Below are 23,920 nucleotides of genomic sequence, written 5' to 3'. Positions count from 1 at the left end.
TCAATACTCTATAACTTGAAAAGTGACATTACTCGGAGCAACAAGCGTTGAGCGAATTACAGTGTGATCAAAAGCATATAAGCACTCATGCCCATCCCTTACCGTTTTAACTATCACTTCAATTGATCTAGTTTCAGCTTGCATTGCTGAAATAGTTAAAGTGTAAGTGTTGGTTCCAGTCACATTGATGTTGTGTGTCGCAACAACGAGGTCATCAACATCAAGCTCTTTGATTGTTAGCATTGTTGAAGCTGCACTCTCTAATGCAACCCCGCCATCAGTCCAACCAAGTACTGTTCCACCAGTTTGCTGTAAACGATTACGATCAACCCATGTAACAACAAGATCGGTTTCAATCTCGACTGGGTAATGTTCGTCGTTAATTTTTACATTTGCTGGTGGATAAGGGCGTATTGCTCGCCCGTTCATTTCAAGTGAAATGACATTTGTAGTATTGAGTCGTTCTACCGAACTCGGTGTGGTTGTTAAAACTTGCGCTTGAACAACTTCACTTTGCACATATTGAGTTGAATCATAAGCAATGGACTCACCCCAAAACACAAGACTGCCACTTGTGTGCTTATGCGGCACAGTATCAAGCACACCACGTTTCACAGTAATAATTTTTGTTTCAGTGTCATAAGAAACAAAAGCCATGAGCTCATCATTCATCTGAATGATTGTATCTGCATCAGTATTAACAAATTTCGGCGTATTCCTTTGCTCAACAAAATCAATGTCTTTCACTGCAAATGATGTATCCAAATAATCAATTGATTGATCAAGATAGAGTGCTTGACAGTAACTTAACGAAGAAACGCGTTCAAAATCAGTATAAACACCTGTTCCACCATCTGTATAAAGCAGCGCATTAAGAGAATTATTTTGCGGCTTCGGCGCTGCTGCTGCTAAATAACCCAATTCAGGGTTATTCGATAACTCCAAGTCTACTTGTGATTGTCCAAATTGCTGAATAGCCTCAAAATAAGGCATTTCAAAAACTACGGGCTGCGTCGGCTGCGGAGATAATGCATTTTCAACAGGCGGATCAACTGTAATAGCTGTAAAGCTTTGACCTGAATATGTTATAACTTCAACAAAATCAATCGAAACAGTATTATCACGCCCGTTTCCAAGCTTAATATTCATCACACGAACAGGTAGATCAAATATTCCGCGCTTTGCAAACGAAATTTTTATCACATCGTAGCGATTGATCTTACGAGCATCATATTTACCGGTTGTAAATGTTCCTTTCCATGCACCTGATGACAGCTGTTTTAACTTCCAATTACCCACAATTTCAGCATTGCGACGTTTCATGTAATAGGGAAAGTCAACAGTCTGAGATATTTCACCACCAACAGTATGAATTGAACCGACATCAGCTAAATTAAAAGATGAATTTTTAATATTCGCACGATCGTAATAGTTGATATTTAATACATTCACTGGGCCATCTGCGTTGGTAATTTCCGCTTCAAATGTCTTAATTGATTTTTCGTCAAAGCTATGTGCCTGCTCCAAATCAAACCAATCATCACGAAATAATACGACTTGATATTTTCCAGTTTGTCGATTAATACGAACAGCACCTTCTATATGTGAGCAGAGATCATTTAATACATCAATGCATTTAGCTTCTTGAATTGCATATGAGATACCCAAACCCTCAGCATAAATTCGATCAGCAGCACGTTTAAAATTCTCGTCATCAATATCTGATTCTGGCTTATTAAGCGCCACATAGTCTGTTAAGATTTCACGTATTTTGTGAATTGGATTCATATCTCCGGTATAAATTGGAGCGTCCGGTGCTGCATATCTTTTTAGGTTTAAGTAGGTCCAGTAGATTGAATTTGTCTGAGATATGTTAATATTAATGTTGAATATTTCACCAATAAATTCAATTCCATAAATACTAAATCCATGCTCATCAACATGAGAAAAACTTGCACCGGTTATATCTATAGAAACACCAGACCTTCCCGCTTTAACACCAATAGAACCCACCCATTTTGAATACGGTAACACTGCTTTTGAAGTAAATGAGCTGGCTTTTAAATCCAAACTGGAACTAATTGACCAGCCGCCACCAAAGAACATTAGAGTTTTTGATCGCACCTCGCCAACTTCTGGTTCTGAGATTTGAACAGCATCATTCGCAAAAAGATGTCTAGAAATTGTAAGACCATCCGGGATGTCTAGTGGCTCATCGCCTTCACCTCCGCCTCCGGGATTACTTCCGTTTTCTGGTATTTCCGCTTTTTCATCATACCACTGACCACCACCATCAAATTTTTTATGAATCCGCTTTGGCCATATCAAAACTTCTTTCATATAAGGGTTATTGCCCCAGTAAAAATCTTCATAAACCAAATATGAAAGATAGCGATAAGCCACGGGCGGTAAATCATTTTGAGCTAAATATGCGGCATAGATGTCATTTGATGTTTGGTTCGGGTCGCCATCTTTAATGTCAACGTAGCCAGAAATACCACCTTCGGTTTCTCCGTACAAATCCTGACGATCGATGTTGAATTTTCCCGCTTTAATCAATTCGCCCCTTGGATGCCTGATCCAGCCTCGGTTATCAAAATTCCAACCCCATATTCCTTCAATACAATTCCCGATCATGCCCACAAAAGTTGCAAAATATTTATGACCCGTGACTTGCTTGCTGCTCCCGCCCATTTTCAAATACCTCTACAACTTGTTGTGCCATTGCATCATTCGATGCTTTTACAATTTCAAGATCGATTCCATTCTTGAGAAAATCTTGCCAATCCCAACCTTGCGCCAAAAAAAATGCCCGCGATCCGCGAGCACACATATTGGCTTTTCGTATATCTGACATATAAATTCGCATCACTTGCCACCTTTGGTTTTAATGTCTTCGACACGTTCGCCAAATTTATCGACATAGTTGACGTACATGTGTGGACTGCCCGCAATATCACTAAATGACTGACCTTCATCTGCGAGTGAACCATCTAACTGTGAAGCTGATGCGCCATTTTTCTTTTGCATTTTGCGCATTTGATAAACGGAATAAATCGCCGATGCCAATGCTATAGCTATTGTCGCGTATATGAGCCAAACTGGTATTGCAACCATAAGCACCTCATTTAATAATTGTGTCGTTTACGGGATTTGTGGATGGAATGTTTGGAAACCCATGGTGATTCAGACTATTCGCAAATCGCACATGACAAAGAGAAAGCGACTGGTCACAACCAGGTGCAATCAGAACAATATCGTCTATAGCAAGATCAATATGCGGTCGATACAGCCAGACTTGATTTGAATTGCTGTTATCTGTGATGAATGTATAAACCCCATCTTTAAACAGCAAACCACGTGCAAACATATTGTTCTGCGCGATTGTCCAAAGCACATCCTCTTCTGTCGTTGTCGTGCTTTCCTCGGTTTCATGATCAGTTACCGTGACTTCAGTAATGATCTTTTTACTGATATACACTACGTTATCGATGATTTCGCCATATCCTGTATTTGTAGTCACAACTGTTGTGACAAGGTTTCCGTCCACATCAGTTTCTTCAGTCGTGACAATGTTGGGTTCAAAACTGAATGTTACTGATAATCCTGATATAGCAGTCACTTTTGCATAAGATGCCCATTTCTGAAAATCTAGGCTACAAAACATGTCGTAAATCTTGTTTGCACAAGGCTTTTGAAACTTACGTGTTAAGATATTTCGATTCTGCAAAGATTCAGCAGTTGAGCAAACCAAAGTCAAAGTATTTGCATCTTCGTCGTATTTCGGTTGTGTCACACGGCCTTTGAACAAGACCAATGTTTCCCCTTTGTACAACTCCAATATTGTCAGATAAACCGTTTCCAGATAGATTTTATTGTTAAAAATCTGCTGAAAGTTATCACCTGCATCATTCAAAATCTGGTACTGAAACATGGATACTTCGGTTTCACATTTATCAATATCTGCATCTTCAATATCCCCACGCTGCAATCCTTTTACGGGTTTATACGTGATTTCATTATGAGTAACTTCTTTTTCAGCACTTGTGAAGTACCATGCTTTTGAGCCGAAATTAAACTGGAATAAATCCTTTTTTGATCTGAATAAAATCATGGGGATAGCTCCAGAATTGGCACAACAGCCTCAACAATGTCTGCGCCAAGAAAATTGAATTCAACCGAATCAGAATTAAGACGATAAAGACCTAGATAGCTTATACGCTGAATATTGACTGGCGGTTCAGGGTTAAGGGTTAGGACTTTGTTATCTGCTGCGCTCGAAACATAAGTAACCTCATGTGCTGACCAAACATCATTTGCTTTAATCGCAATGTGTTTGCGTGAGATGAGGTAATTATCATCTTTTACGGTGATAGTTGATCCAGATCGAGAAACTAAATTTAGATTTTGTTCGTAAGTGGGCAGCCAAAATTGATTTAATTTTCCGCGTCTGCGGTAAAACCATTTTTTGTAATCATTAAATTCTTGTCGTGTTTTGATGATTACACGTAGGTTTTTCAAGATCTGCGGATTTAGCCAAGGCGTGAATTGCCCAAACAAGCCAGTATCGCCATCAACTATACTTTGTAATTGCGTAAATGAAATGTCCAGATAATCCCCATCAAGCAGCAATGGTATAAAATAAAGATCATCTCCTTTAAATTGCTCAGGATCTGGTGAGTTTTCATACTCAGGGTTATCAATAACTCTAAAGTTCACTGTCGACTTCATCATCAAGCCATTGATCTGACTTCCAACATCTCCATCAATAATGCATCTACGAATCGGCGTAATTGTCGCATTGGTTGCGGTGATTGCTTGGTTTAGTCGATACCCGTCAACATATACAGTTTCTTCATCAATTACTTGATAACGCCCAATCTCAGTAATTTCTACAACAATTTTCCCTTCGTTTGAATCAATTAGAGCCAAACTTTTGGCGGGCATGTAACCGAGTTTTAAGCTTGTATCAAATTCAATGAAGTCTTGATTGTTTATATCTGGAATAACCTCTCTCTCTAAAACTTGCGGAATGGCAAATTCTTTTCTCAGTCCTTCATATAAGCTGTTATACAAGGGTGCGATCTGGTTATATACAACCACATAAGGCATGGTGAAAGATTGCCGCGCCTGATCTCGCAACGGAATTCTTTCTTCAGCACTTCCATCGTAAGACGCATGAACATCCGTTTTAAATTCCAGTCGCTCCTTGGTTTCAAGTAAAGGGCAATTTGTGAGCAAAATAAGCTCTCCAAAACTTGTATTGATTTTCATAAATTGCTCACAATAAAAAACCGACCATAGTTGGTCGATTAAGAAATTGACGTTTCATCAACCCAAGGAGAGTTTTCCAAAATTATATGCATCAATTGAATTAATGTTAACCACAATCGATGTTCCAGCTTGTGAAGGGATAACTTTATCTCCGATGTAATACTGAGCATCAGTCAAATACAGTTTATGAATATTCTCAATTAAGTTGCTTTGCTCTTCATCTTCCTCTATTTCTCCTTTGGTTAATGATTGTAATGTTAAATCCTCAAAAGCTTTGAGGGTTGCATTTTGTTTAGCTTCCAAGAAAACACTTCTTGGCACTGGTCTACCAGAAATAATAACCCCATTGCATGCTAGTGTGATTGAATCACCACCATTACGGAAACGCTCAGGATCAGATTTTACAACAAGTGCTAGAAGTCTTATTTCTGTATTTCTTAAATCATTCATATTTTACCTTTATTATCAATTAGAAGTACCCTATTTAAGGCACACCTAACATACCACGAATTGTAGATTTGTGGAGTTTGATAAAGTTCATAAATACCTTAGCTCCATAAGGATTTGCCATGGCTTGTGGAATTTCCTTAGGGTCAATGAAGTTGTTAATAGTGAACTGACCAATTGATTCAGTGGCATTTGAGGACTTCTCATTTGCACTTTGCCTTTCATTCAAATAACGTGTTAAGTCTTGATTTTGCTGAGGATTCAACACTCGCTCACCGCCATCCAAAAGCCATGTTCCCTCTTTTGGAATATTGTCTATACCGTTGTGGGCCATGCCAGTAATACTAGGCGTAAATGCCTGCAAGGCGGCTTGTAGGACACCTGTTTGTGCTGTAGCCATTCCTACTGCGGGTAGGTTGTAGGGGAATGGTGCTGAAGCCCATGCTGCCGAAATTGCAGTATAGCCATTCATAATCACACTTGCCAAATTTGCACTTTTTTGAATTGCAACCATTGCAATATAAGCATCTGAGCTTTCCCCTGCATAACCTTTAATCAAGTCCCCCATTGATCCAAAAACAGAACTCATAGCTGATAAATTGCTAGAGTAAAGTTGGGTGTTTAACTCAATCTCCTTTTGATTGTAGTCTGTAGTTAATTCGGATTTGGCTTTGAGATATTGCTCATGAGCTTGCAAAAGCTGTGCGTTACGATCATTCTCATCTTTGATTAAATTAATACCTGAAACTTGATTGTTATAAGCATCATTTAACCCACTCATGTCTGAAGAATATTGATTTTGCAAACTATACCGAGCATACGCATCCGGATTTTGTCTCTGCATTAGTGCTTGAGCTGCATTTTGACCGTATTGAAAAACACTGTCAGATGCTTGATTCAGTGTACGAAACTGGTTCATGTCGTTCGCTTGTAGCAACTTTTTACGGTTTTCATCAAGCAGCTCACCATTTGCGAGAATTTCTTCGCGTTCACGCTGATAACGCTTAACAACAATCTCAGTTTCATTCAGATATGCTTCAAATGCAGATTGAACTTGTTCATCCTGCTCCCGTCGAACAGCCGCAATTTCAAAATCGCGCTTGCGCTGCAATCCAGATATTTCCTTAGCTCGTTCCTGCTCGTTGATTTTTGTACTGGTTTTAGCCAGCTCAATTTGACGCGCATAATAGTCTTCAAGCTGTTTAACACGATCTGTTTCAAATGCAGTCAAATTTGCATAATCCTCTTCACGTTGTACTTTAAGCTGTGTGGATTGCTCTTTATACAAGGCATCTTCCTGAGCTAAACGTGATTTTAATTCAGCCGTTCCAGTATAAGCTTGAGTTATTTTCTCAATCCGATCTTGATGATCTTTAGCAAGTTTTTCTGCGTCAGTATAATACTGAGCGTCAATCTCCTTGCGTTTATCATCCAGATCTTTCTGAGCTTGAGCCGCCAGTGTTTGTTGAGCCAAAATATCTGCCTGAGTTGGCATCAGAATTGAATTATCGACACTAGACTTGCCGTTTACACCTGCAAACCATTTTTGAAAGCCTGGAACGTATCCCGCAACCTCATTACGTTTACCTTGCGATAAACCACCTGCCAAATAATCCTGTAAGCCACCTGCCCCTGCGTTATAAGCCATTAATGCTTTTTCAAGCGATCCAAATGATTTGAGGTTCTTTTGAATATCCTGTGCAGCCGCTGTAGCCTGCGCCTCAACCGAACTATTAGAGCTGAGTCCATATTGTTTTCTAAAAATAGAGGTTGTTTGGAATAAACCTTTTGCGCCAGTAGGGCTAATCGCACTTGCATTACCAGAAGATTCCTTTAAAACCAAAGCCGCCAAAGTACCCGCAGGTAAACCGTATAGACCTTCAATCTGTGCAAAATTATTCGCTTTAGCAATTCCCTGAACTTTAGCAATAGCCGCAAGTTCGGATTTGTTAAAACTATAATTTTTAAGATTAAAGTTTTTCATGGTTGCATCAACAACAGCCTGCGGCAATCCAACTTTAAATGCATTTTCTCCATTGGCACTAGACTGAGCATCAGCTAAAGCATTGGCTTTATCAACACCAACACCACGACCCACTAAGCTCTTGATATACAAGTCACGTGAAGCATCTTTACTCAGTTGGGTGATATATTCACGTTGCTTTTGGGTTAAGTTCATCCAAGCTTTAGCTGAATCATTAACAACTGTAATTTGATCTTTTTGCGACTGATTCACCGCATCCGTTGAAGTTTTTAAAGAATCAACAACATTCTTTTGCGCATCCATTTTAGCTTTTGCATCAGTAGCAGCATTAGAGTATTTGACCATATTGGCGTTATAAACATCTGTCACATCAGATAATGAGCCGATCCGATTTGCCAATTCTTCCGCACTAATTCCACCTTGTAAAAATTGTTGTCGCCATTCGCGGATTTTATCTGCCGATTCACCTTGTTTTAATACCGTTTCTGCCAAGCTACTTGCATAAGACGCAACCTGATTTTTTGCCGCCTCATAAGCCTCGGTGTCTGCCTCTAGGTCTTTTGCCGCATCATAAGCGAATGCTCGTTGCTTAGCTTGACTTAAGCTATTGTAATGACCAACCAAATCACTAATAGATTTACCCTGCATATCAAATGCATCGGTAGCATCTTCGGTTTTGCGGGTCATGGCATAGTATGTGCCGCCAGCAATAGCTACTTGGACACCTAAAGCGATTAAACCTAATGGCCCACCCACTAGGCTTAACATTGCTCCACTTAGTCCACGTGTCACAGTGGTTAGGGTGATAGTTTCTCCCGCCATTCGCGCAAGTGCAACTTGATAACGTGTGTACTGAATTAAACTTACAGCCGCTTGATAACCTGCAATACCGAATGCGGCAGCCAAACGAACACCAACCACCGTTGCTAAAGCAGTAGCACCCGCCTCAACTTTGTCCCAGTTTTCAGCTATAGCTTCAATGACAGGAATAGCATCATTAATGAGTGTAGCCTGCAAGCCCTGCCACTGCAAATCTAAAAGTTGTAAATTAACTTTTGCTTCAGCAAGGCTTTTAACCATGTCGTCAGACATGATTGCGCCCGTTTTTTGCGCTGCATCACCCCAGAACTTAAAGCCCTGACCATTCTTTTCTAACAATGGAATCAGTAGCGAAGAATCACTAATAATCTGTTCCATATAAAATTTCATGTCATTAGCTGATGCGCCTGCTTTTTCTAATGAATTATAGAAAAGCTGTAGCGCCTCTGGCCCTGATAATTTTTGAAATTGTTGGATCGTGACACCTATTCGTGGTGCAATGTTGGTGAAGAAGTCGGCTAATGGCCCACCGCCAGTTTGCTGGAAATCTCCAATTCTGTCCTGCATGTCTTTCATTTTGTCTGCAAAAGACTCAATCGAAATACCCGCAGTTTCAGCACCCTTAGCGTAATACTGAAATTGGCTAACAGATGCATTGGCAAGCTTAGAGAATCTTTGAATATCATTGCCCGCATTAATCACCTTTTCACTATAAGCAACCATACCCGCAACAGATAGGCCGCCAACGGCAAGGCTCAATCCTTTTACCGCTATGGATGCAACATCCATTGATTCGGCTATACCTTTTCCAGAATTTCGAGCCTGACGCTCTGCCTTGTTTAGTGGTTCGCTGAAACTTGCTGTTCTGGCAACAAGATCAAGTGTTAGGCGGCCTAATGATGCTGTTGCCATGGTTTTCTCCAAATTTTGGGTAATAAAAAACCCACTCAATTGAGTGGGTCATATGAAAAAAAATTCTTACTTCGCAGACATTTGTATTGATGTTCCTAGACCTGACTGAGCTAATCGTATGGTGTATCCATCGCATTTGTAATTGTATTCCTCGGCCTCACCGTATTTATGATCTTGCTCTTTGTGATATGTCCAATTAATTTTTGGCAAGTCATACAAATCTATAATCACACGCTTCACCTTTTCAAAATTAAAATTATCAAAATCAAGTGCGACTCCGAAAGCATTTATCTTATAGCTATCACGATTGTAATTAATAAAATTAATTCCACTAATAGGCTCCCCGTAAAACCATTCTTTTTCAAATTTAGAATCAACAAAAACTGATCGCGTCTTATCGGATAATTTATTGATTATAGAGTTGTCTACTTCCACCGCCTTGTGTCTTCTAGCTAAATCGTTAACAGATTCTCCTATAAAAATATCCGCTATTTTTATTTTCTCTACAGGAACTAAACAAACCGCAGAATGTGCATTAACTGTAACTAAAGTCATTGATACTAATAATCTTCTCTTCACACAAAACCCCGTCAAATTATGTTTTGATGAGGTTATAATACTTCCAAAATTAAATCCATCTTAAGAAATCCATAAAATGTCAGAACAAATTAAAGACTTCACCAGACCTGATTACAAAAATCCAGTTATGGATATGTGGGAATTTTTCAATGAAAATCCCCATTTCACCTTATTAAAATATATCCCAATTAAAGGCGGGATAAGGTGTTTGTATGTGGTGGTGAGTTAATCATTTGCCAATCATACTATTCAAATAATCCTCAGCATTCATTTCAATGACTTTTGGTTTTTGTTCGTGGGGCATAAACACATAAGGTGAAATTTCCTTGCCGTTTTTACCCCGATTTGAGTTTGCATAGAATGCCAATACATTGCCTATAGCCTGCTCGATGCGTCTACCAATATTTAAGCTGCCGCGTTTCAGGCGATACGCTTTCCATATCGCCATTTCACTTAAACTGATGTTTCTTTCTGCTTCTTCGATGGTTTTGCCGCCGATTCCGTTGAGGACGAGTTCGCAGAGGAGTTCGTTTCGTTCAAGCTCTTCGTCCGTGACTTTCCCATGAAGTTATTCACATCATCTGCAAGTTTATACAAAGCAGCAATAAATGAAGGATCAGAATCATACACTTCTTGATGAGAATCAAAAAATGGAGTGCCCTTTTCATCAATGCAAATACTGCCAAGTAATTGACTTGCTTGCAATTGATCAGAGTCAATGGATTTTAATTTAGATTTTTCAGGATCGTCGTAATTGATATCCCAATCAAAGGCTTTGGCAGCATCACGACCAGCTTTAAAGCTCATGCGCTTGATAAAGACTTGGCCTTCAAGATCAACCACATCGTCAATCTGTAAGTCTTGATTTTTTGAGAGTTCTTTAAGCTCATCGATGTTTTGTGGTGTAACAACAACTGACCATTTCACTGTACGCTCAATTGGTGCGCCTGATTTTGTGATATTTTTCGCTTTTTTAAAATCAACTTTAGCCATTTTAATTCTCAAAAGTAAAAGCCCCTTTCGGGGCTAGATATTAGGTTTTAGGGGTGAATGCAACAGTTGTTTCACGCTCTAAAGTTACGGTGTAACCTACTAAAGCGTCTGCTTCAAAAGATGGAACTGGTGTAGAGATACCGCCTTTAAAAGACCACCATGAACGTGTAGCAGGCAATGTAACCACGGCACCTGCCGCTGTTGGTACTGCCGTACTTTCAGATGAACCTAGATAAAATTGCAAACCATCTTTTTTATCTTCGGCCCATTCAATCATCTTCAAATGCGATTCGTTTTCTGTGTCAAGGTTAAAACCTAGTGAACCCTGAGCAGGATCAGCCAAACCAGTGAGATAAGATTTGCTTTGTGTTTCGTCTAAGCATGTCTTCTCGATTCGAGTAGTTGAATCACCTCCTAGGTCAATTGCAGTTAGACATGCAAGTTGTGTGATAGTTGTTCCGTCGAATGCGAATACATTCGTACCTTGAACGCGGACTTCTGCCATGAGTAGTACTCCTCAATTTTAGGCATAAAAAAAGCACCCAGTTGGGTGCTATGTGGAAAATTCTATTTATCGATCTACAAACCAATTCGCATCAAATCCACGGCTAAAAAGCTTTGTGTCGATTTCATATCCGCTGATTCGTGGATTTAATATATAACTTTGGTTTTCTAGAGCTTTTCGGATTGCGTCACGGCCCTCGTAGGCGCGTTTTTGGTTAGTGTCATAGACCATTACTTGGTACATGATGTGATCGGTCTTTGCAGGGCAATCAAGGCTATTTTCAGCATTGCCGCCGACCTCTTGCCATACTGCATATGGTGTTGATGTTCCTATAGGCGCAATGTCTTCATAGATGCGAAGGTTGTCACCAAAGATGGCTTTGACCGCTGCATCCGCATTCAAAGTTTTGTATATAGGTAGATAAATCATAGGTTCGCCAATTCCTTATCTAGTTCAGCATCGAATACTTCTGCAAACTTATTTGTGACTTGCTGAATATTGTTTGCCAATGCAGGGCGCATGAATGGAACAGCAGTAACGCCTGATTTTCCGTACTCGATCCAGCGCCAATGTCGCGTATCACCACCGCTTGTTGGTTTTGGATTGGGATTTGAAAAAGATGCTCCACCATCCACACCAACTCGCATTACAATCTCATTGGGATTTCGAGTTTTACCAGCTGAAACTTTTATATTTTTGAAGATCTTCTCACTTGTTTCGGGATCATCAATTGCTTTAGCATTGTTACGAGCAGCATCACGTACGATATTCATTGCTTGTCGTGCAGCTTTACGAGCAATACTTTTTGTTCTTCGAGGATTAGCAAGTTTTTGAAGTTTACTTACCACATCATCAAGACCTCTAATCTCAACATCTACTCCTGCCATAGTTTTCTCCAAGTGTAAAAAACCACTCGGAAGTGGCTTTATAAAGTAGACATAAATACTATTATTTGATCTTCTATTGCTTTTAAGGCAAGACTTGGGGTTTCTCCAAATGCATAATAATCAGCATGGTCCTTAATGTAGTCAAAAGCTCTTAACGCATCATCATCACCCGCATCTAAATCATCAAATCTCTCCACAAATATTTCATGATCATCTCGGCAAACAGCAGCAGCCATCCAAGATTTATCTGATCCACCACCTCCATAGCGCAACCATCCAACCATAAAGACGTATCTTCCACTTACAAATGAATCAAACATTTTATTCTCCTTTAAACCACCTAAATTATGCACTATTTAGGCTTTTCCAAGCCTTGCCCCAACAAGAAAGTACAATAAATATTGCCTGTCTCATTATCATCAAGCGCTTGGCTTTGGATTGAAAAAGTTCGACCCTTCCAAATGACCTGCATCGTCGTGTTAATGTCTTCTCGATAGCGGATTTTCATTCGAGCAACCACTTCGGATTGATCAGCCTGAGCCGAAATTAAATCCTTAGCCGACAATGGTGTGACTTTAGCCCAAAGCTTTTTGTATTCTTGCCAAGAGCCTTCGATTTCAAAACCATCTTCATCTCGACCACCAGCAACGTAGTGTTGGATGGTGACTCGATGACATAGTTCGGGTGTTAAATCTGACATTTAAACCCCCATAATTCTAAACTTCTGCAATAGATCCCAATATGCCTGAGGTTTGCCGTCTGTACTTCGACTATAACGATATTGGACGTAAATCAATCTTGCTGAATCCAGCCAATCGTTATCTAAGATATCAGTTTCATTAATTCGATCAGCCTCAGCTACAATCACTTTCCGATCTAAATCGTTTTGAATTACCTCTTCTGCATCCGCAATCCATTTTAAAATCAACGAATCTTCATGATCTTCGTCAATACGACAGTGTAGTTTTGCCTGATCTAAATCAATCATTCTGATTTCACCTGTTTACTTGTTTTGACTGGCTTTTTTTCTTCCTGAAATTCAACCAAAACACCTTTATCAACCAAGTGTTTTACTGAAACTGGATCCGCTTCTCGAGTGTCGCCACTTTTATAAAACTGATCACCAAAATGTTCACGCTTCACTTCGTATTTCATTTCATGCTCCAAAAGGAAAGGAGCTTTTGCTCCTTTCCAATCAAGGTTAAACAGCTGGTGCTAAGTTGCCGTAAACAAATGCTTCAGGACGGTAAACCGCTAAAGCCAATCGTTCCTCAGCAAGGATTGTTACCAAGTTCTTAACGAAATCATCTTCGTTCTCTGTTGCCACCTCTACACGAGATAACCAACGGTCAAAGATTTGGGCGCCCATTGAGAACGCACCTGTTAAAAACTTACCTGCTGTGATTGCCTGAGTTGCCACTACAGGTAATCCCCACAATGTTGGGTTCAATGTACCTTGAGGATTGCCGATAATGTACTGACCTGTCGTATCTTTCAAAGTTTCGATGCTTGCCCAGTCAATCGGGTTAAGTACATGACCACTTGCTGGATATTCAGCTAAAACCGCTTGAAGCATTGCATAGCGCAAAGTATCAATTATGGTCTCAGATGATGGAGTTACGCCTGTTGGACGAACATAATCAGTTGCTTGAGGGATAATCCCTAACAAGTTTTGACCCGTTCCATCGCCATTAAGGATTTGTTGCTCTTCTTTAAAAGCTAACCCATAGCGCAAACGACCATCAATGTAAGACTGCAATTGCGAAGCATCATCAAGAATTTGGCGCGATGCCTTCATGTAATGAGCAATTACTTTTGCTGTGGTACTAACAAGATCAAATTGAATATCTGACTGAGGTTTTAATGCAGCTTCGGCAACCATGCCAGCATTATTGGTAAAGCCTGTTTCTTTTACATACTCAAGCGCATTACCATCCATACGACCTTGCATTAATAGGTCGCGAATCGTTAACTTGCGATCAGGTGGTGCGATGATACCTGCAAGACGAGTGGTTTGAACTAAATCACCAGCCGAACCTGCTGCATTAGTATTTGCAGATGTGATTGTCGCCTTAATTTCAAGATTTGCTTTACCGCGCTGACCTGCTGAACCACTTAGAGATTTGAATTGCTCTGATTCAACGAACTGACGACCTAAAGACTTTTGTTCTTCAGGTTGATCATTAGGACGACGAGCTAATTTTTGTTCCAATTCATCTAAGCGCGCTTTTGTTTCATTAAGCTTGGTAATTGCTTCGTCTGCTGTTTGTTTTGCGCCTTCAGCAATCTTGTCACCATGTTCACGTTTACCCTTGAACTCTTCGGCAATACCTTTGACTTCATCGACTTGTTTTTTAAACTCTTGAGCGAGTTGTTCTAAATTTTGATCAGACATTACTGACTCCTTTTAAAATATTTAAAGCATTTGTGATTGATTTCGCTTCTTTGATTTCTTCCTCTGACTCGCTCAGAAGAGGACGCAACCCTTTGCTTGCGATTGCAACGGATTGCGATTTTGAAAATCCTGACTCTCTCAAGAATTTTTCAAATTCAGGTAATGTTGGCAGTTCGCCTTCATCTAATTTTGATTTGACAGAACTCACCAATGTTTGTGGATTTGATGGGAAAGCAACAATTGACCCCTCAATTAGCTCAAGCTCTAAAAGCTCTCTAATATTTGTACTTGGGTCACGCTTAAATCTTTTTGTTATATAGCCAATCGACATGCCATCAATAGCGCCCACCTTCATTAATGCATAGGTTGCTTGCGCTCTAGGAACATCTGCATTAAGCAATTTACCCTCTACATATAGACCTTTTTCATCCTCTTGCATTAAGGTGAATATGCCAATCGGCTCTGATGGGTTGTGGTCCCAGAAGATTGCTGGATATTTCCCTTTTTCTTGCCAATCCGCGATTGTTTTAAGAAAAGCGCCTTTACGGATGACATCGCCATGCGAGTCAACATTGTCGAATACTGCTAAATAACCCGAAAAAAAACCGCCCTCCTGGACGGCTTGATCTTTCATTTTGAAACTTATTCTATTCATTGAGGATTCCCCTGATTTTCTCCAAGTGGCACCATTTGCATTTGCACTGTTAGTTTGTCTGCCGCTGGATCTGTTGATGCTGGCAAATCCTCCAACTCACGCGCTTCATTTCGTGTCATTAAGCCGTTCTGAGTCATCTTCACGTAGAAATCACCACGTTTAGCCACATCAGAGCGTAGCAAGCCATCTACGGAGAATTTAGGACGGTATTTGTATTTGTCTTGTGGTAAAAGCAACTTACGAGCAATTGTTTGTTCATAGCGGACTAACTGAGGATTGAGCGCATAAGTAAGAAACCCTTGATTCGTTTGCTCTAAACTTGATGCCCATGAGCTTGCTTTGCTTGTATGCCCAATTAATTGCGGTGGAACACCAAAAGCGCGACAGATTTCCTCGATTCCAAAGTAACGTGATTCAAGAAGTTGAGCATCAACAGGATTGATGCGGATGCTGCTGGCACCTGAAACCTTCATGCCAGCTTCAAGAATCATGTACTTTCCTGAATTTTCAGCTTTACTGAACTCAGAAAGACTCGCTCTCATGCGTTGGCGCTGATCAGTTGTTAGTGTCTGCTCGCCTGTTTCTAGGAAACCACCTACTTTTAAACCATTTTTAAACCAGTCTTGAGCTTGGTTATTAGCATCAAATTGCATACCAATGGTTTGAGCAAAAAACTGTATAGCAGACAGACCTACAAGCCCATCTAAAGTGAATCCTTTAAAGTGAAGAATCTTGTCTTCAGAATAAATTGTGGTCTTGCCGTTTTCAGTGTAATGAAACTCAATTGAACCTGATTTATTGCGCTTCACAATCATTTCACTTGGGAAAAGTGGCTCTAGGGCTATCACTTCGCCATTTGACCGCTTTGTGATTAGGTTGTATGAGTTCCCCCACAAGTCTAAACAAGCGCTTTGTACCTGCCAAAACTCACTAGCACACATGTCAGCATTCGGCGAATCATGCAAAATACGATAAAGATAATGGTCAACAGCTATACGCTTTTCACTATCATAAAGTTGAAGAGGCAGTGTTGAGATAGTTTCAGCACGTAATTTCACACACGCCCAAACCGCTGACAGTTTTAAAGCAGTCTCAGGTGTTACAACTGCTCCACCCGACGAAATATAGCTATCAAAAGGATAAGAAGTATCACCTTTTTTTAATTGTGTTCTTCCAGTCAATCGTGACCAGAAACGAGTCCAAAAACCCGTGTCTTGTAAATCGCTCATGCTATCACGACATCCTCTAAATAATTATCAATGTCTAAATTCTTGGCAACTGGATTAAGGCTCATCAAAGCCACCGCATTAAACGTAGCAATCAACGGGTCAATCTTACCTATTCCAGATTCTTGCTTGGTTATTCGCATACCATTACCGACCATAATCACCCGCGCATTCCCTGCCGCCCAAGTCATTAGTTGCTGCCCTGCATGGTAAAGGTTGCCTTCTGCTAATTTGCGCTCAGTTGTAAGGATGTAACCCATCAACTTGTAACCTTGAGGCACCGCAAACATTGAATCTTCAGGAATTCCCACTTCAAGCAAGCCATCTAAAAGACCACCTAAACCAAGTGGATCAAGACCAATCTTGTTGAGCTTGCCACTGTCATAAACTTTCTTGGCAATTGCTGCGAGTTGATCAATATCATCGCCCACCTGATCAACTACAGTGAGTGATTGTTCAGTCTGGAAATCTTGGTACTTTGGAATGTTTTCCTTTCGACGCTCTAAAGCTGTTTTATTGGCCCATGCATGATTCCAAAGCCACCAGATACGTGGGTCTTTTTTAAGTCTGCCAAGTACAGCGAAACCGAGCAAATCGTCCAACCCACCGCCATCGATTCCCATTGTGATGACTTCAGACTGTTCAATGATTTGGTCTAATCCAAAAACATGCTTTTGCTTGTTCCAGTATTCAGCGCCAGCCCATCTATTGGCACGTAGATTCATGCCGATTTCAACATTCAGGCGTTTAGCAAGAAAATCTCTTAACTCTATTTCATCCGCATCTTTTGCTTGTGCGTAATCATCAAGCAACTGCTCAGGATCAACACTTGAGCCATAGTTTGGGTTTGTGATGTGGAAATTTTCAGGTTTTAAGTGGTCGTTATTCTCAATCATCTGCTTTGGAAATTCGTAGATTAACGGCAAAAATCTTTGATTCTCTTTTATGCCGTCACGAATATCTCTTGCATAATCTAGCTTTTGTTTAAACACACCGCATGGCGTTTCGCTTGCCTGTGTGGTTAAGTAGATAACGCATGATTCAGGTCTTGAAGCCATACCACCTAATGCTTCTCGAAACATACTGCTTGCATGTGGATTTTTTTGAAATAAATGCAATTCATCAATCAAAATCCATGATGCTTTTTTACCACCCACCGTATTGGCTTCCGCTGCAACCACTTTTAATGTTGCTTGTGTGCCTAAGTGGGTGATTGTTTTTGTATGCTCTGAAATGTTTATCAGTGCGCTTAACTCATCATCTGCTCGAATAGCATCACGCATTGGGTTAAAGCTATTGTCCGCTACTTCTTTTGTGGGCGCTAACACAATAAGCTCGGCTGATCTGCGGTCATTTAAAATCAATGCAGTCAGCATGATGAATGCAGCTATTGTAGATTTTGAATTTTTCTTTGGGATAAGCAGCAAAAACTCTTTAATCATTCGTCTTTGTGTATCAGGGTTGTACGCCCCAAATATCGCAGCAACAAACTCAAACACCCATTCACGACTAATTTCACCCATTGTTGGGCTGCCCATTACATCAACCGCAATGAGCGACTTAAATATATTTAAAGCATGTTCAGCAACGTGTGGAAATAATGGCTTGCAAGGCATAAGGCTTTCACCTTTTACAATCTTGCTTTCCCAATCTTTACACGCTGTACTCCATGTAAGATTTTCCATATTTCACCCATTAAAAAACCGCCACTTGGGCGGTCTGTGCTATGCGATTAATTGAAGTTGATTTGATTGGCTTATGTTATCTAGTAACTTTAAGACTTCTTTTGGTATCTCGGAAAAGCACTTGGTGAAGTGTCCGCCAAAATAAATACTCGGTACTACATGAAATTTCCGCAAAATCCCATGAACACTTTTCTCTAAATCCCATATAAACCCAGCGTCTGCATAATGCAAAAACTCTATTTTGTATTCATAAGGCATTTGTTTTTCATTTGAATATCTTTCACGTATCTTTCTAGATGTTATACCAACCTTGTAAAATTCCTCGCCATTACCTGAACATTTCAAGATATAAAAACATGGCTTCTTTCTTGGTCTGCTACAAACTTCTTGCCAAAGCGATCTTCTGTGGTGGTTTTTATTACCACAATGTATGCATCCCCGTCCTGTTTTGTGCTGCACAGGATCTTGCCAAAACTCACCATGTGAGGGGCAAATTATGCAAACCTCAACACCTGACTTCTCGTATTTCACTTTTGAGTAATCGTACTTTTTACCATGCACTGCGATAAAATCTTTTATTACTTGATCTTGCGTATGTTTAGATTGCCTGCTAATGGTAATACCCATGCATTTTTGACAACCGTGCCCAACCCAATGTGACCGTGAGACTTGCTCGAAATCTCCATGGGTGCGACAAGTTATAACAACTTTCTCCTTGTTGTTTTTAAAATCAACTTTATCGTATAAATACCTATCTCCATGGGCATCCCTAAACCTTTTTAACACCTCATTCTGTGTTAATGGTTTCTTATTAGAACATTCTGCACACCCTATCCCTTGCGCATGGCTGTTTGCTACCTGCCAGAAGTCACCGTGATCTGGGCAGTTTATGCAAATCTTATCTTCAGATGTTTTGTATTCAACTTTTGAATAATCATATCTATCACCATGAATAGCTTTAAATCTTGCTATTGCTTCTTCTGTGGTAAAACTCCTGAACTCACTTCTTCTATCTAGAGCGCATTTTGGGCATCCATGCTTTTGGTTATAATGTCCCACAGGCTTCTGCTCGAAATCACCGTGCTTCTTACAAATTATAGTTACTGGAACATTGCTATTAACATAAACAACCTTGCTGTAATCGTATTTATCGCCATGAACACTTTTGAACCTATTGACAACCTCATCAAGAGGCATTTTATTTTTTTCTGAATTACACTTTTTACATCCATATCCCATTAAATGTACTTTTGCAACTTTGGTGAACTCCCCGTGTGTCGGGCACATTATAATAATTGTGGATGTGTCACCACCATAAACTGTCTTCGAGTAATCGTACTTGTCGCCATGTTTTGCAATAGCTTCAGTGATAAATTGTTCAGCTGTCTTTTTTCTTGCCATTTCTAACACTCCATAGACCATGAAGCGCAGAAATAAATTGAATACGCAGTAAAGCGCATATATTATTGCGGTCAGTCATAGTCGTTCCGTTATAACGATTGATGATTAGAAGCCCATTAAGATTGCCGTCTTTTTGGGCTTTGTTTTGTCTAATAATTATACCATATTAGCTTTTCAATTGTGCGGATAAGGTCGCAAATTTTCCGCTATTTGTTGCCTGTTTTGCTTCATCGGCTTTAGTTTCTTTCTTACCCTTTTCAGCAACTTTGCCGTGGACGTATGGCAGGGCTGACCGCGCGGCAGATAACCGCACGTCAAGATCGAGGTCGTTGTTCTTCCAGACCTCTTTTAGAAATTCCAGCGGGTCTTCAGCGTTATCTATGTGGACCTTATTATCGCTACGCTTGGTCTGCTCCTTTAGCCAGAACATGGCCGCCGCGGAGTCGCCTGTTGATGCTTTTTTTAGTAGCTGCTGGGCAACCATAGCGGATGCCGACGAAGCCGTACCCATCAACTGCTCGGAGTAGTGCTTCATTAGGGTTTTGTAATCAACGCCTAGGTTAGCCGCTATCTCGTTTCTAGTTGTACCAACGCTTGCCAGCGCTTTAACCTTTGCTCTCGTCTTCTCTGTTGGTTCATGTTTTGCGGTCATATCAAACACCATTTAGCTCATAATAAGCCCTGCGGTACTGCTTACAGTATTCTTTATTTTCCCCCACCCACCTCCTAACCAAACCTCGGCACTTGTCTTTGTTGGCTTGGTAGTAGGCTTTGGACTTTTTTTTATGACACTCAACGCATGTTGCGCGAGACTGGAATTGATACTCACATCCGCAATGCTTGCATGGTTTTGAAAGTTTATAATTAGATATCATTAAATTTGTCCCCTGTGCTTTCAAGTACAGCGTCTTTGCCTGTCAATGTCTGCCAACGGTTAATAATAACATCGCAGTATTTTGGATCGAGTTCCATTAGATAACCAGTTCTTCCAGATTTCTCACAAGCGATCATGGTTGTACCAGACCCGCCAAAACTGTCCAGAACAATGTCCCCGCCTTTTGTGTTGTTCATTAGACAATATTCAAAAAGCTCGACAGGCTTCATTGTTGGGTGTTCGCCATTTCTGCTTGGCTTATCAAATTCCAGTATGGTTGTTTGTTTTCTATCAGACGCCCATAGGTGACCAGCTCCATCTTTCCACCCATAAAGGCAAGGTTCATGCTTCCAGTGGTAATCCTGACGCCCCATAACTAGGGTTGACTTCTTCCAAATAAGACACTGGCGAACTTTCCAATTAGCATCTTTTGCCGCACCTCTAAAATTATAACCCTCCGAGTCTGCGTGCCAGATATAAAAAGCCGCACCAGGTTTCATGACAGCATCAGCAGCTACATAACAATCTCTAAGGAACTGACGAAAATCATCATCACCCATCGAGTCATTTTTGATTGTTAATGCATCCTTTGTTTTTCCTTCATAAGCCACGTTATACGGTGGGTCGGTCAACCACATATCAACAAGTTGGTTGTTGCATAACTTTTCTAAAGCATCAATGCTCGTACTATCTCCACACATCAAGCGATGCTTACCCAAAATCCAAACATCACCCTCTTTTGTTTTTGGCTCTGCTGGTGGCTCAATCACCTCACCATCTGCATCTTCTTCATATTCGGGCAACAGTTCCACATTCAATAAATCGCCAAGTTCATCCTCATTAAACCCTGTAAGCGATAGATCAAAATCAAGCTCTTGCAAACCCTCAAGCTCAACACGAAGCAACTCATTATCCCAATCAGAATTTAAAGCGATCTTGTTGTCAGCAATGACATACGCTTTCTTTTGTGCAGGCGACAAGTGACTAGCATCAACGCATGGCAATTCTTTAACGCCCAGCTTATTAGCCGCCATGACACGACCATGACCCGCAATAATGCCGTTATCACCATCAATGATAATTGGATTTAAAAAGCCAAACTCTCTAATGGATGCGGCAATTTGGTTTACCTGTTCATCACTATGAACTCGGCTGTTGTTGGCATAGGGAATTAAATCAACGATTGCGACCTTTCTGATTAGGTTTGACGCTGTGATTTCTTTGGTCATATTTCCTCTCTTACTTCCAGTTTATAAACATGGAAATAATTAATTTTTTGCCAATTTCGGTGAAATCTGATTTTTTCTTATAAGTGAGGAGGGCGGCGGTCTAGAAAAATAAAAGATTTTTAAGAAACACCTTCCCCCCACCTTTTCTCAAATTAATTGATAAATTTGATCACTTTTTTCTGCATTGCATTTTCTGCAAGCACATCTCAAGTTTGATTCAACATGTCCACCACCTTTACTCAATGGGATAATATGATCTACTTCTGGCGCATTATCTTTTATGGTTCCTCTCAATGTTTTTGGCGTATCAATGCCACATAGGTAACACTTCCACTTGTCACGCTCTAAAATCATTATTGGATCGATTGGTGCGGCTGTAATAGCCTTACGCTTTCTAGCATCACGTCTAGCCCGTTTAGCTCTGTATCTTGGTGTGGTTCTTTCGAGTGCACTCTCACATTTAGATGAGCAATACTTCTTAAGGCGTCCTTGATAAGGTGCTTCGCAAGCAGAACTGCAAACAACACAGAAAGAAACTCTAACAACCATCTTCATGTATTTAGTTTCTATTGCCCGAGCATCTATACCATTAGAAGCTATGTGTTCTACTCTGCATTCATTGGAGCAGTACTTAGATTGCCCTTGCTTCTTGGTATACAACGAGTTGCAGTTAAGGCAAGCACTAGTCTTTATTTCCCTGTTCTTTAGATATTTAATCTTGTCTCTGCATTTGCTTGAGCATGCAGTTGAATCCGCTCTCTTTGGTGTGAATGGTGTATTGCAAAGTGCGCAGTTCAGTGTAGGTTTACTAAAACTAGAAAAACATGCAGAATTATCTACAGTCATTTCAATCTCCTTTCAGATTGATTGATTAGAAAGCTCTATCGATGCCAGTCTTTAGAGCTTTTGTTTTGTCTAATTATTATACCACAAATTACTTAATTAATTGATTTTCTTCTTTTTGTTTGGTTGAGTCATGACAAGATTTGCAGAGTGCTTGCCATTGGCTTTCATCCCAAAATATCTCTTGGTTGCCTCTATGCGGAACAATATGATCGACTACGTTAGCAACCTCAACCCGACCTTTTGCCTTACAGTAAACACATAAAGGATTTAATCTTAGAAAGCGTTCTCTTGCCTTCTGCCATCTATACCCATATCCACGCTCAGTTGATGACTTATTGGAACGCCATGAGCTATCAATCTTTTGTGTCGTTCTCTGCGCCTGTAGTCTCGGTTTGAGTGTTTGTAGTTTCATTGTCTAGTCCAGCGTTCTCGATCTTGGCAGTTCGTCTTCCTGTTCGCTTAGTTGCAACAGGAGTTCGTTGCTCTGTTCCAGTGCTGCCAGAATTATCTGATCCTTGTTCGCTATCTGCTGAATCAGTGTTGTGTTCTGCTCCACTATCTTCTGCATCAGCGCCAGTAATTCGCTTGATAGCTGCTGCTGTTCTTGCTTTTGCTCGTTCATATTGTTGTTTAATCCATTCACGACGTTCTTCACATGATTTGCAGACCATGACCTATTCCTTACTCTCAAGCACATACATCAAATCTTCTGGTTTCTCTAAATAGAAATTAGAATTAACCATTGACCAATCATGTATGTCGTTTAGATATTCAGTAAATTGTTTGGTATTTGCGTGTGTTGTTGAAATCTCTTGAGCTACAAACTTTCTAAGTTGTTCATAGCTAGGATTCTGTTCTGCTTTCAAAGCTCTTAATGCAGCAAATGTATTCGGATACTCACCTACTCGATCACGTTCAAATATCTTCGATAGGCATACATACTTAAAGTGAGCTGATGCTTCGTCTTTGGTTTGCCCTGTGTGGTTAGCCCATTTAGTCATCCACAACCAATAAAGTGCGTTCTGATCGTTTGAACGCTTGGACTCTTTAGGTTTTATAGTTACAACTAACGGCTTATTCTCAAAATTAGCTTGAGTGTAGTTGTTATGCAGATAGTTAATCGTTTTGCCGATGTCCGAGTGATCTTTGATTGTGAACACTACTGCTTTCATGCTCACCTCAGTTATCTGGAAATATCGGATAGCTCAA

The 23,920-nt window shown here is 40.3% G+C and carries 28 protein-coding genes; all 28 read right to left on the bottom strand.

Annotated elements, in window-relative coordinates; all coding sequences use genetic code 11:
- The 28 genes from EGS47_RS12770 to EGS47_RS12640 all read right to left on the bottom strand — a co-directional run bounded on the left by EGS47_RS12770 (window position 1) and on the right by EGS47_RS12640 (window position 23,883).
- The gene (locus tag EGS47_RS12770; protein ID WP_125269713.1) at window positions 1-2,694 is read right to left on the bottom strand and encodes a phage tail protein; all 2,694 of its coding nucleotides are present in this window, start codon (window positions 2,692-2,694) and stop codon (window positions 1-3) included.
- Entirely contained in the window at window positions 2,660-2,857 is a 198-nt protein-coding gene (locus EGS47_RS12765; protein WP_228711810.1) for a hypothetical protein, read from the bottom strand. The genes EGS47_RS12770 and EGS47_RS12765 overlap by 35 nt, the downstream gene beginning before the upstream one ends.
- Window positions 2,858-2,868: 11 nt before the next feature.
- The gene (locus tag EGS47_RS12760; protein ID WP_228711809.1) at window positions 2,869-3,117 is read right to left on the bottom strand and encodes a hypothetical protein; all 249 of its coding nucleotides are present in this window, start codon (window positions 3,115-3,117) and stop codon (window positions 2,869-2,871) included.
- Between the two features lie 7 nt (window positions 3,118-3,124).
- Window positions 3,125-4,114, bottom strand: coding sequence for a phage BR0599 family protein (locus tag EGS47_RS12755; protein WP_125269711.1), 990 nt, complete (start codon window positions 4,112-4,114; stop codon window positions 3,125-3,127).
- Complete coding sequence (locus EGS47_RS12750; RefSeq protein WP_125269710.1) at window positions 4,111-5,274, bottom strand: hypothetical protein; 1,164 nt, start codon at window positions 5,272-5,274, stop codon at window positions 4,111-4,113. Before EGS47_RS12750 ends, EGS47_RS12755 begins: the two co-directional genes overlap by 4 nt.
- Before the next feature lie 57 nt (window positions 5,275-5,331).
- Window positions 5,332-5,724: a hypothetical protein gene (locus EGS47_RS12745; RefSeq protein WP_125269709.1), complete on the bottom strand. Its 393-nt coding sequence runs from the start codon at window positions 5,722-5,724 to the stop codon at window positions 5,332-5,334.
- A 34-nt stretch (window positions 5,725-5,758) separates the two neighbouring features.
- Window positions 5,759-9,436, bottom strand: a complete 3,678-nt coding sequence (locus EGS47_RS12740) for a transglycosylase SLT domain-containing protein (RefSeq protein WP_125269708.1) — start codon at window positions 9,434-9,436, stop codon at window positions 5,759-5,761.
- A gap of 66 nt (window positions 9,437-9,502) precedes the next feature.
- Entirely contained in the window at window positions 9,503-9,991 is a 489-nt protein-coding gene (locus EGS47_RS12735) for a hypothetical protein (protein WP_125269707.1), read from the bottom strand.
- 253 nt (window positions 9,992-10,244) lie between these two features.
- Window positions 10,245-10,463 carry a hypothetical protein gene (locus tag EGS47_RS12730; RefSeq protein WP_171394547.1) on the bottom strand — a complete coding sequence of 73 codons (219 nt, stop codon included), beginning with the start codon at window positions 10,461-10,463 and terminating at the stop codon, window positions 10,245-10,247.
- A 5-nt stretch (window positions 10,464-10,468) separates the two neighbouring features.
- Window positions 10,469-11,008 carry a phage tail assembly chaperone family protein, TAC gene (locus EGS47_RS12725; RefSeq protein WP_125269706.1) on the bottom strand — a complete coding sequence of 180 codons (540 nt, stop codon included), beginning with the start codon at window positions 11,006-11,008 and terminating at the stop codon, window positions 10,469-10,471.
- Between the two features lie 40 nt (window positions 11,009-11,048).
- Window positions 11,049-11,513: a phage tail tube protein gene (locus EGS47_RS12720; RefSeq protein WP_125269705.1), complete on the bottom strand. Its 465-nt coding sequence runs from the start codon at window positions 11,511-11,513 to the stop codon at window positions 11,049-11,051.
- Window positions 11,514-11,579: 66 nt separating this feature from the next.
- Complete coding sequence (locus EGS47_RS12715; RefSeq protein ID WP_125269704.1) at window positions 11,580-11,942, bottom strand: DUF3168 domain-containing protein; 363 nt, start codon at window positions 11,940-11,942, stop codon at window positions 11,580-11,582.
- Window positions 11,939-12,400 carry an HK97-gp10 family putative phage morphogenesis protein gene (locus EGS47_RS12710; protein ID WP_005003613.1) on the bottom strand — a complete coding sequence of 154 codons (462 nt, stop codon included), beginning with the start codon at window positions 12,398-12,400 and terminating at the stop codon, window positions 11,939-11,941. The genes EGS47_RS12715 and EGS47_RS12710 overlap by 4 nt, the downstream gene beginning before the upstream one ends.
- A gap of 38 nt (window positions 12,401-12,438) precedes the next feature.
- Complete coding sequence (locus EGS47_RS12705) at window positions 12,439-12,720, bottom strand: hypothetical protein (RefSeq protein WP_005003610.1); 282 nt, start codon at window positions 12,718-12,720, stop codon at window positions 12,439-12,441.
- A gap of 32 nt (window positions 12,721-12,752) precedes the next feature.
- Entirely contained in the window at window positions 12,753-13,100 is a 348-nt protein-coding gene (locus tag EGS47_RS12700; RefSeq protein WP_125269703.1) for a phage head closure protein, read from the bottom strand.
- Complete coding sequence (locus tag EGS47_RS12695) at window positions 13,101-13,388, bottom strand: head-tail connector protein (protein WP_125269702.1); 288 nt, start codon at window positions 13,386-13,388, stop codon at window positions 13,101-13,103. It lies immediately after the preceding gene.
- On the bottom strand, window positions 13,385-13,555 hold the full coding sequence (locus tag EGS47_RS18435) for a hypothetical protein (RefSeq protein WP_171455421.1): 171 nt from the start codon (window positions 13,553-13,555) through the stop codon (window positions 13,385-13,387). Before EGS47_RS18435 ends, EGS47_RS12695 begins: the two co-directional genes overlap by 4 nt.
- A 46-nt stretch (window positions 13,556-13,601) precedes the next feature.
- Window positions 13,602-14,795, bottom strand: a complete 1,194-nt coding sequence (locus EGS47_RS12690; protein WP_125269701.1) for a phage major capsid protein — start codon at window positions 14,793-14,795, stop codon at window positions 13,602-13,604.
- Window positions 14,788-15,450 carry an HK97 family phage prohead protease gene (locus EGS47_RS12685; protein WP_125269700.1) on the bottom strand — a complete coding sequence of 221 codons (663 nt, stop codon included), beginning with the start codon at window positions 15,448-15,450 and terminating at the stop codon, window positions 14,788-14,790. The genes EGS47_RS12690 and EGS47_RS12685 overlap by 8 nt, the downstream gene beginning before the upstream one ends.
- The gene (locus EGS47_RS12680; protein ID WP_125269699.1) at window positions 15,447-16,679 is read right to left on the bottom strand and encodes a phage portal protein; all 1,233 of its coding nucleotides are present in this window, start codon (window positions 16,677-16,679) and stop codon (window positions 15,447-15,449) included. The genes EGS47_RS12685 and EGS47_RS12680 overlap by 4 nt, the downstream gene beginning before the upstream one ends.
- Window positions 16,676-18,361: a terminase large subunit gene (locus EGS47_RS12675; protein WP_125269698.1), complete on the bottom strand. Its 1,686-nt coding sequence runs from the start codon at window positions 18,359-18,361 to the stop codon at window positions 16,676-16,678. The genes EGS47_RS12680 and EGS47_RS12675 overlap by 4 nt, the downstream gene beginning before the upstream one ends.
- A 39-nt stretch (window positions 18,362-18,400) precedes the next feature.
- Window positions 18,401-19,762: a DUF723 domain-containing protein gene (locus tag EGS47_RS12670; RefSeq protein WP_125269697.1), complete on the bottom strand. Its 1,362-nt coding sequence runs from the start codon at window positions 19,760-19,762 to the stop codon at window positions 18,401-18,403.
- Window positions 19,763-19,928: 166 nt separating this feature from the next.
- Window positions 19,929-20,414 (bottom strand): hypothetical protein, encoded by a 486-nt coding sequence (locus EGS47_RS12665; protein WP_125269696.1) that lies wholly within the window; start codon window positions 20,412-20,414, stop codon window positions 19,929-19,931.
- Between the two features lie 212 nt (window positions 20,415-20,626).
- Entirely contained in the window at window positions 20,627-21,865 is a 1,239-nt protein-coding gene (locus tag EGS47_RS12660) for a site-specific DNA-methyltransferase (protein ID WP_125269695.1), read from the bottom strand.
- 147 nt (window positions 21,866-22,012) lie between these two features.
- The gene (locus tag EGS47_RS12655) at window positions 22,013-22,711 is read right to left on the bottom strand and encodes an HNH endonuclease (RefSeq protein ID WP_125269694.1); all 699 of its coding nucleotides are present in this window, start codon (window positions 22,709-22,711) and stop codon (window positions 22,013-22,015) included.
- Window positions 22,712-22,799: 88 nt separating this feature from the next.
- Window positions 22,800-23,123 (bottom strand): HNH endonuclease, encoded by a 324-nt coding sequence (locus EGS47_RS12650; protein ID WP_125269693.1) that lies wholly within the window; start codon window positions 23,121-23,123, stop codon window positions 22,800-22,802.
- Window positions 23,065-23,382 carry a hypothetical protein gene (locus EGS47_RS12645; protein ID WP_228711808.1) on the bottom strand — a complete coding sequence of 106 codons (318 nt, stop codon included), beginning with the start codon at window positions 23,380-23,382 and terminating at the stop codon, window positions 23,065-23,067. The genes EGS47_RS12650 and EGS47_RS12645 overlap by 59 nt, the downstream gene beginning before the upstream one ends.
- 3 nt (window positions 23,383-23,385) lie before the next feature.
- Window positions 23,386-23,883 carry a hypothetical protein gene (locus EGS47_RS12640; protein ID WP_125269692.1) on the bottom strand — a complete coding sequence of 166 codons (498 nt, stop codon included), beginning with the start codon at window positions 23,881-23,883 and terminating at the stop codon, window positions 23,386-23,388.
- Window positions 23,884-23,920 lie beyond the last annotated feature (37 nt).

Source organism: Acinetobacter sp. FDAARGOS_515, assembly GCF_003938865.1.
Classification (GTDB): domain Bacteria; phylum Pseudomonadota; class Gammaproteobacteria; order Pseudomonadales; family Moraxellaceae; genus Acinetobacter; species Acinetobacter ursingii.
The sequence above is the reverse complement of the archived record's forward strand: the minus strand, read 5'-3'. Positions and strand labels throughout refer to the sequence as shown.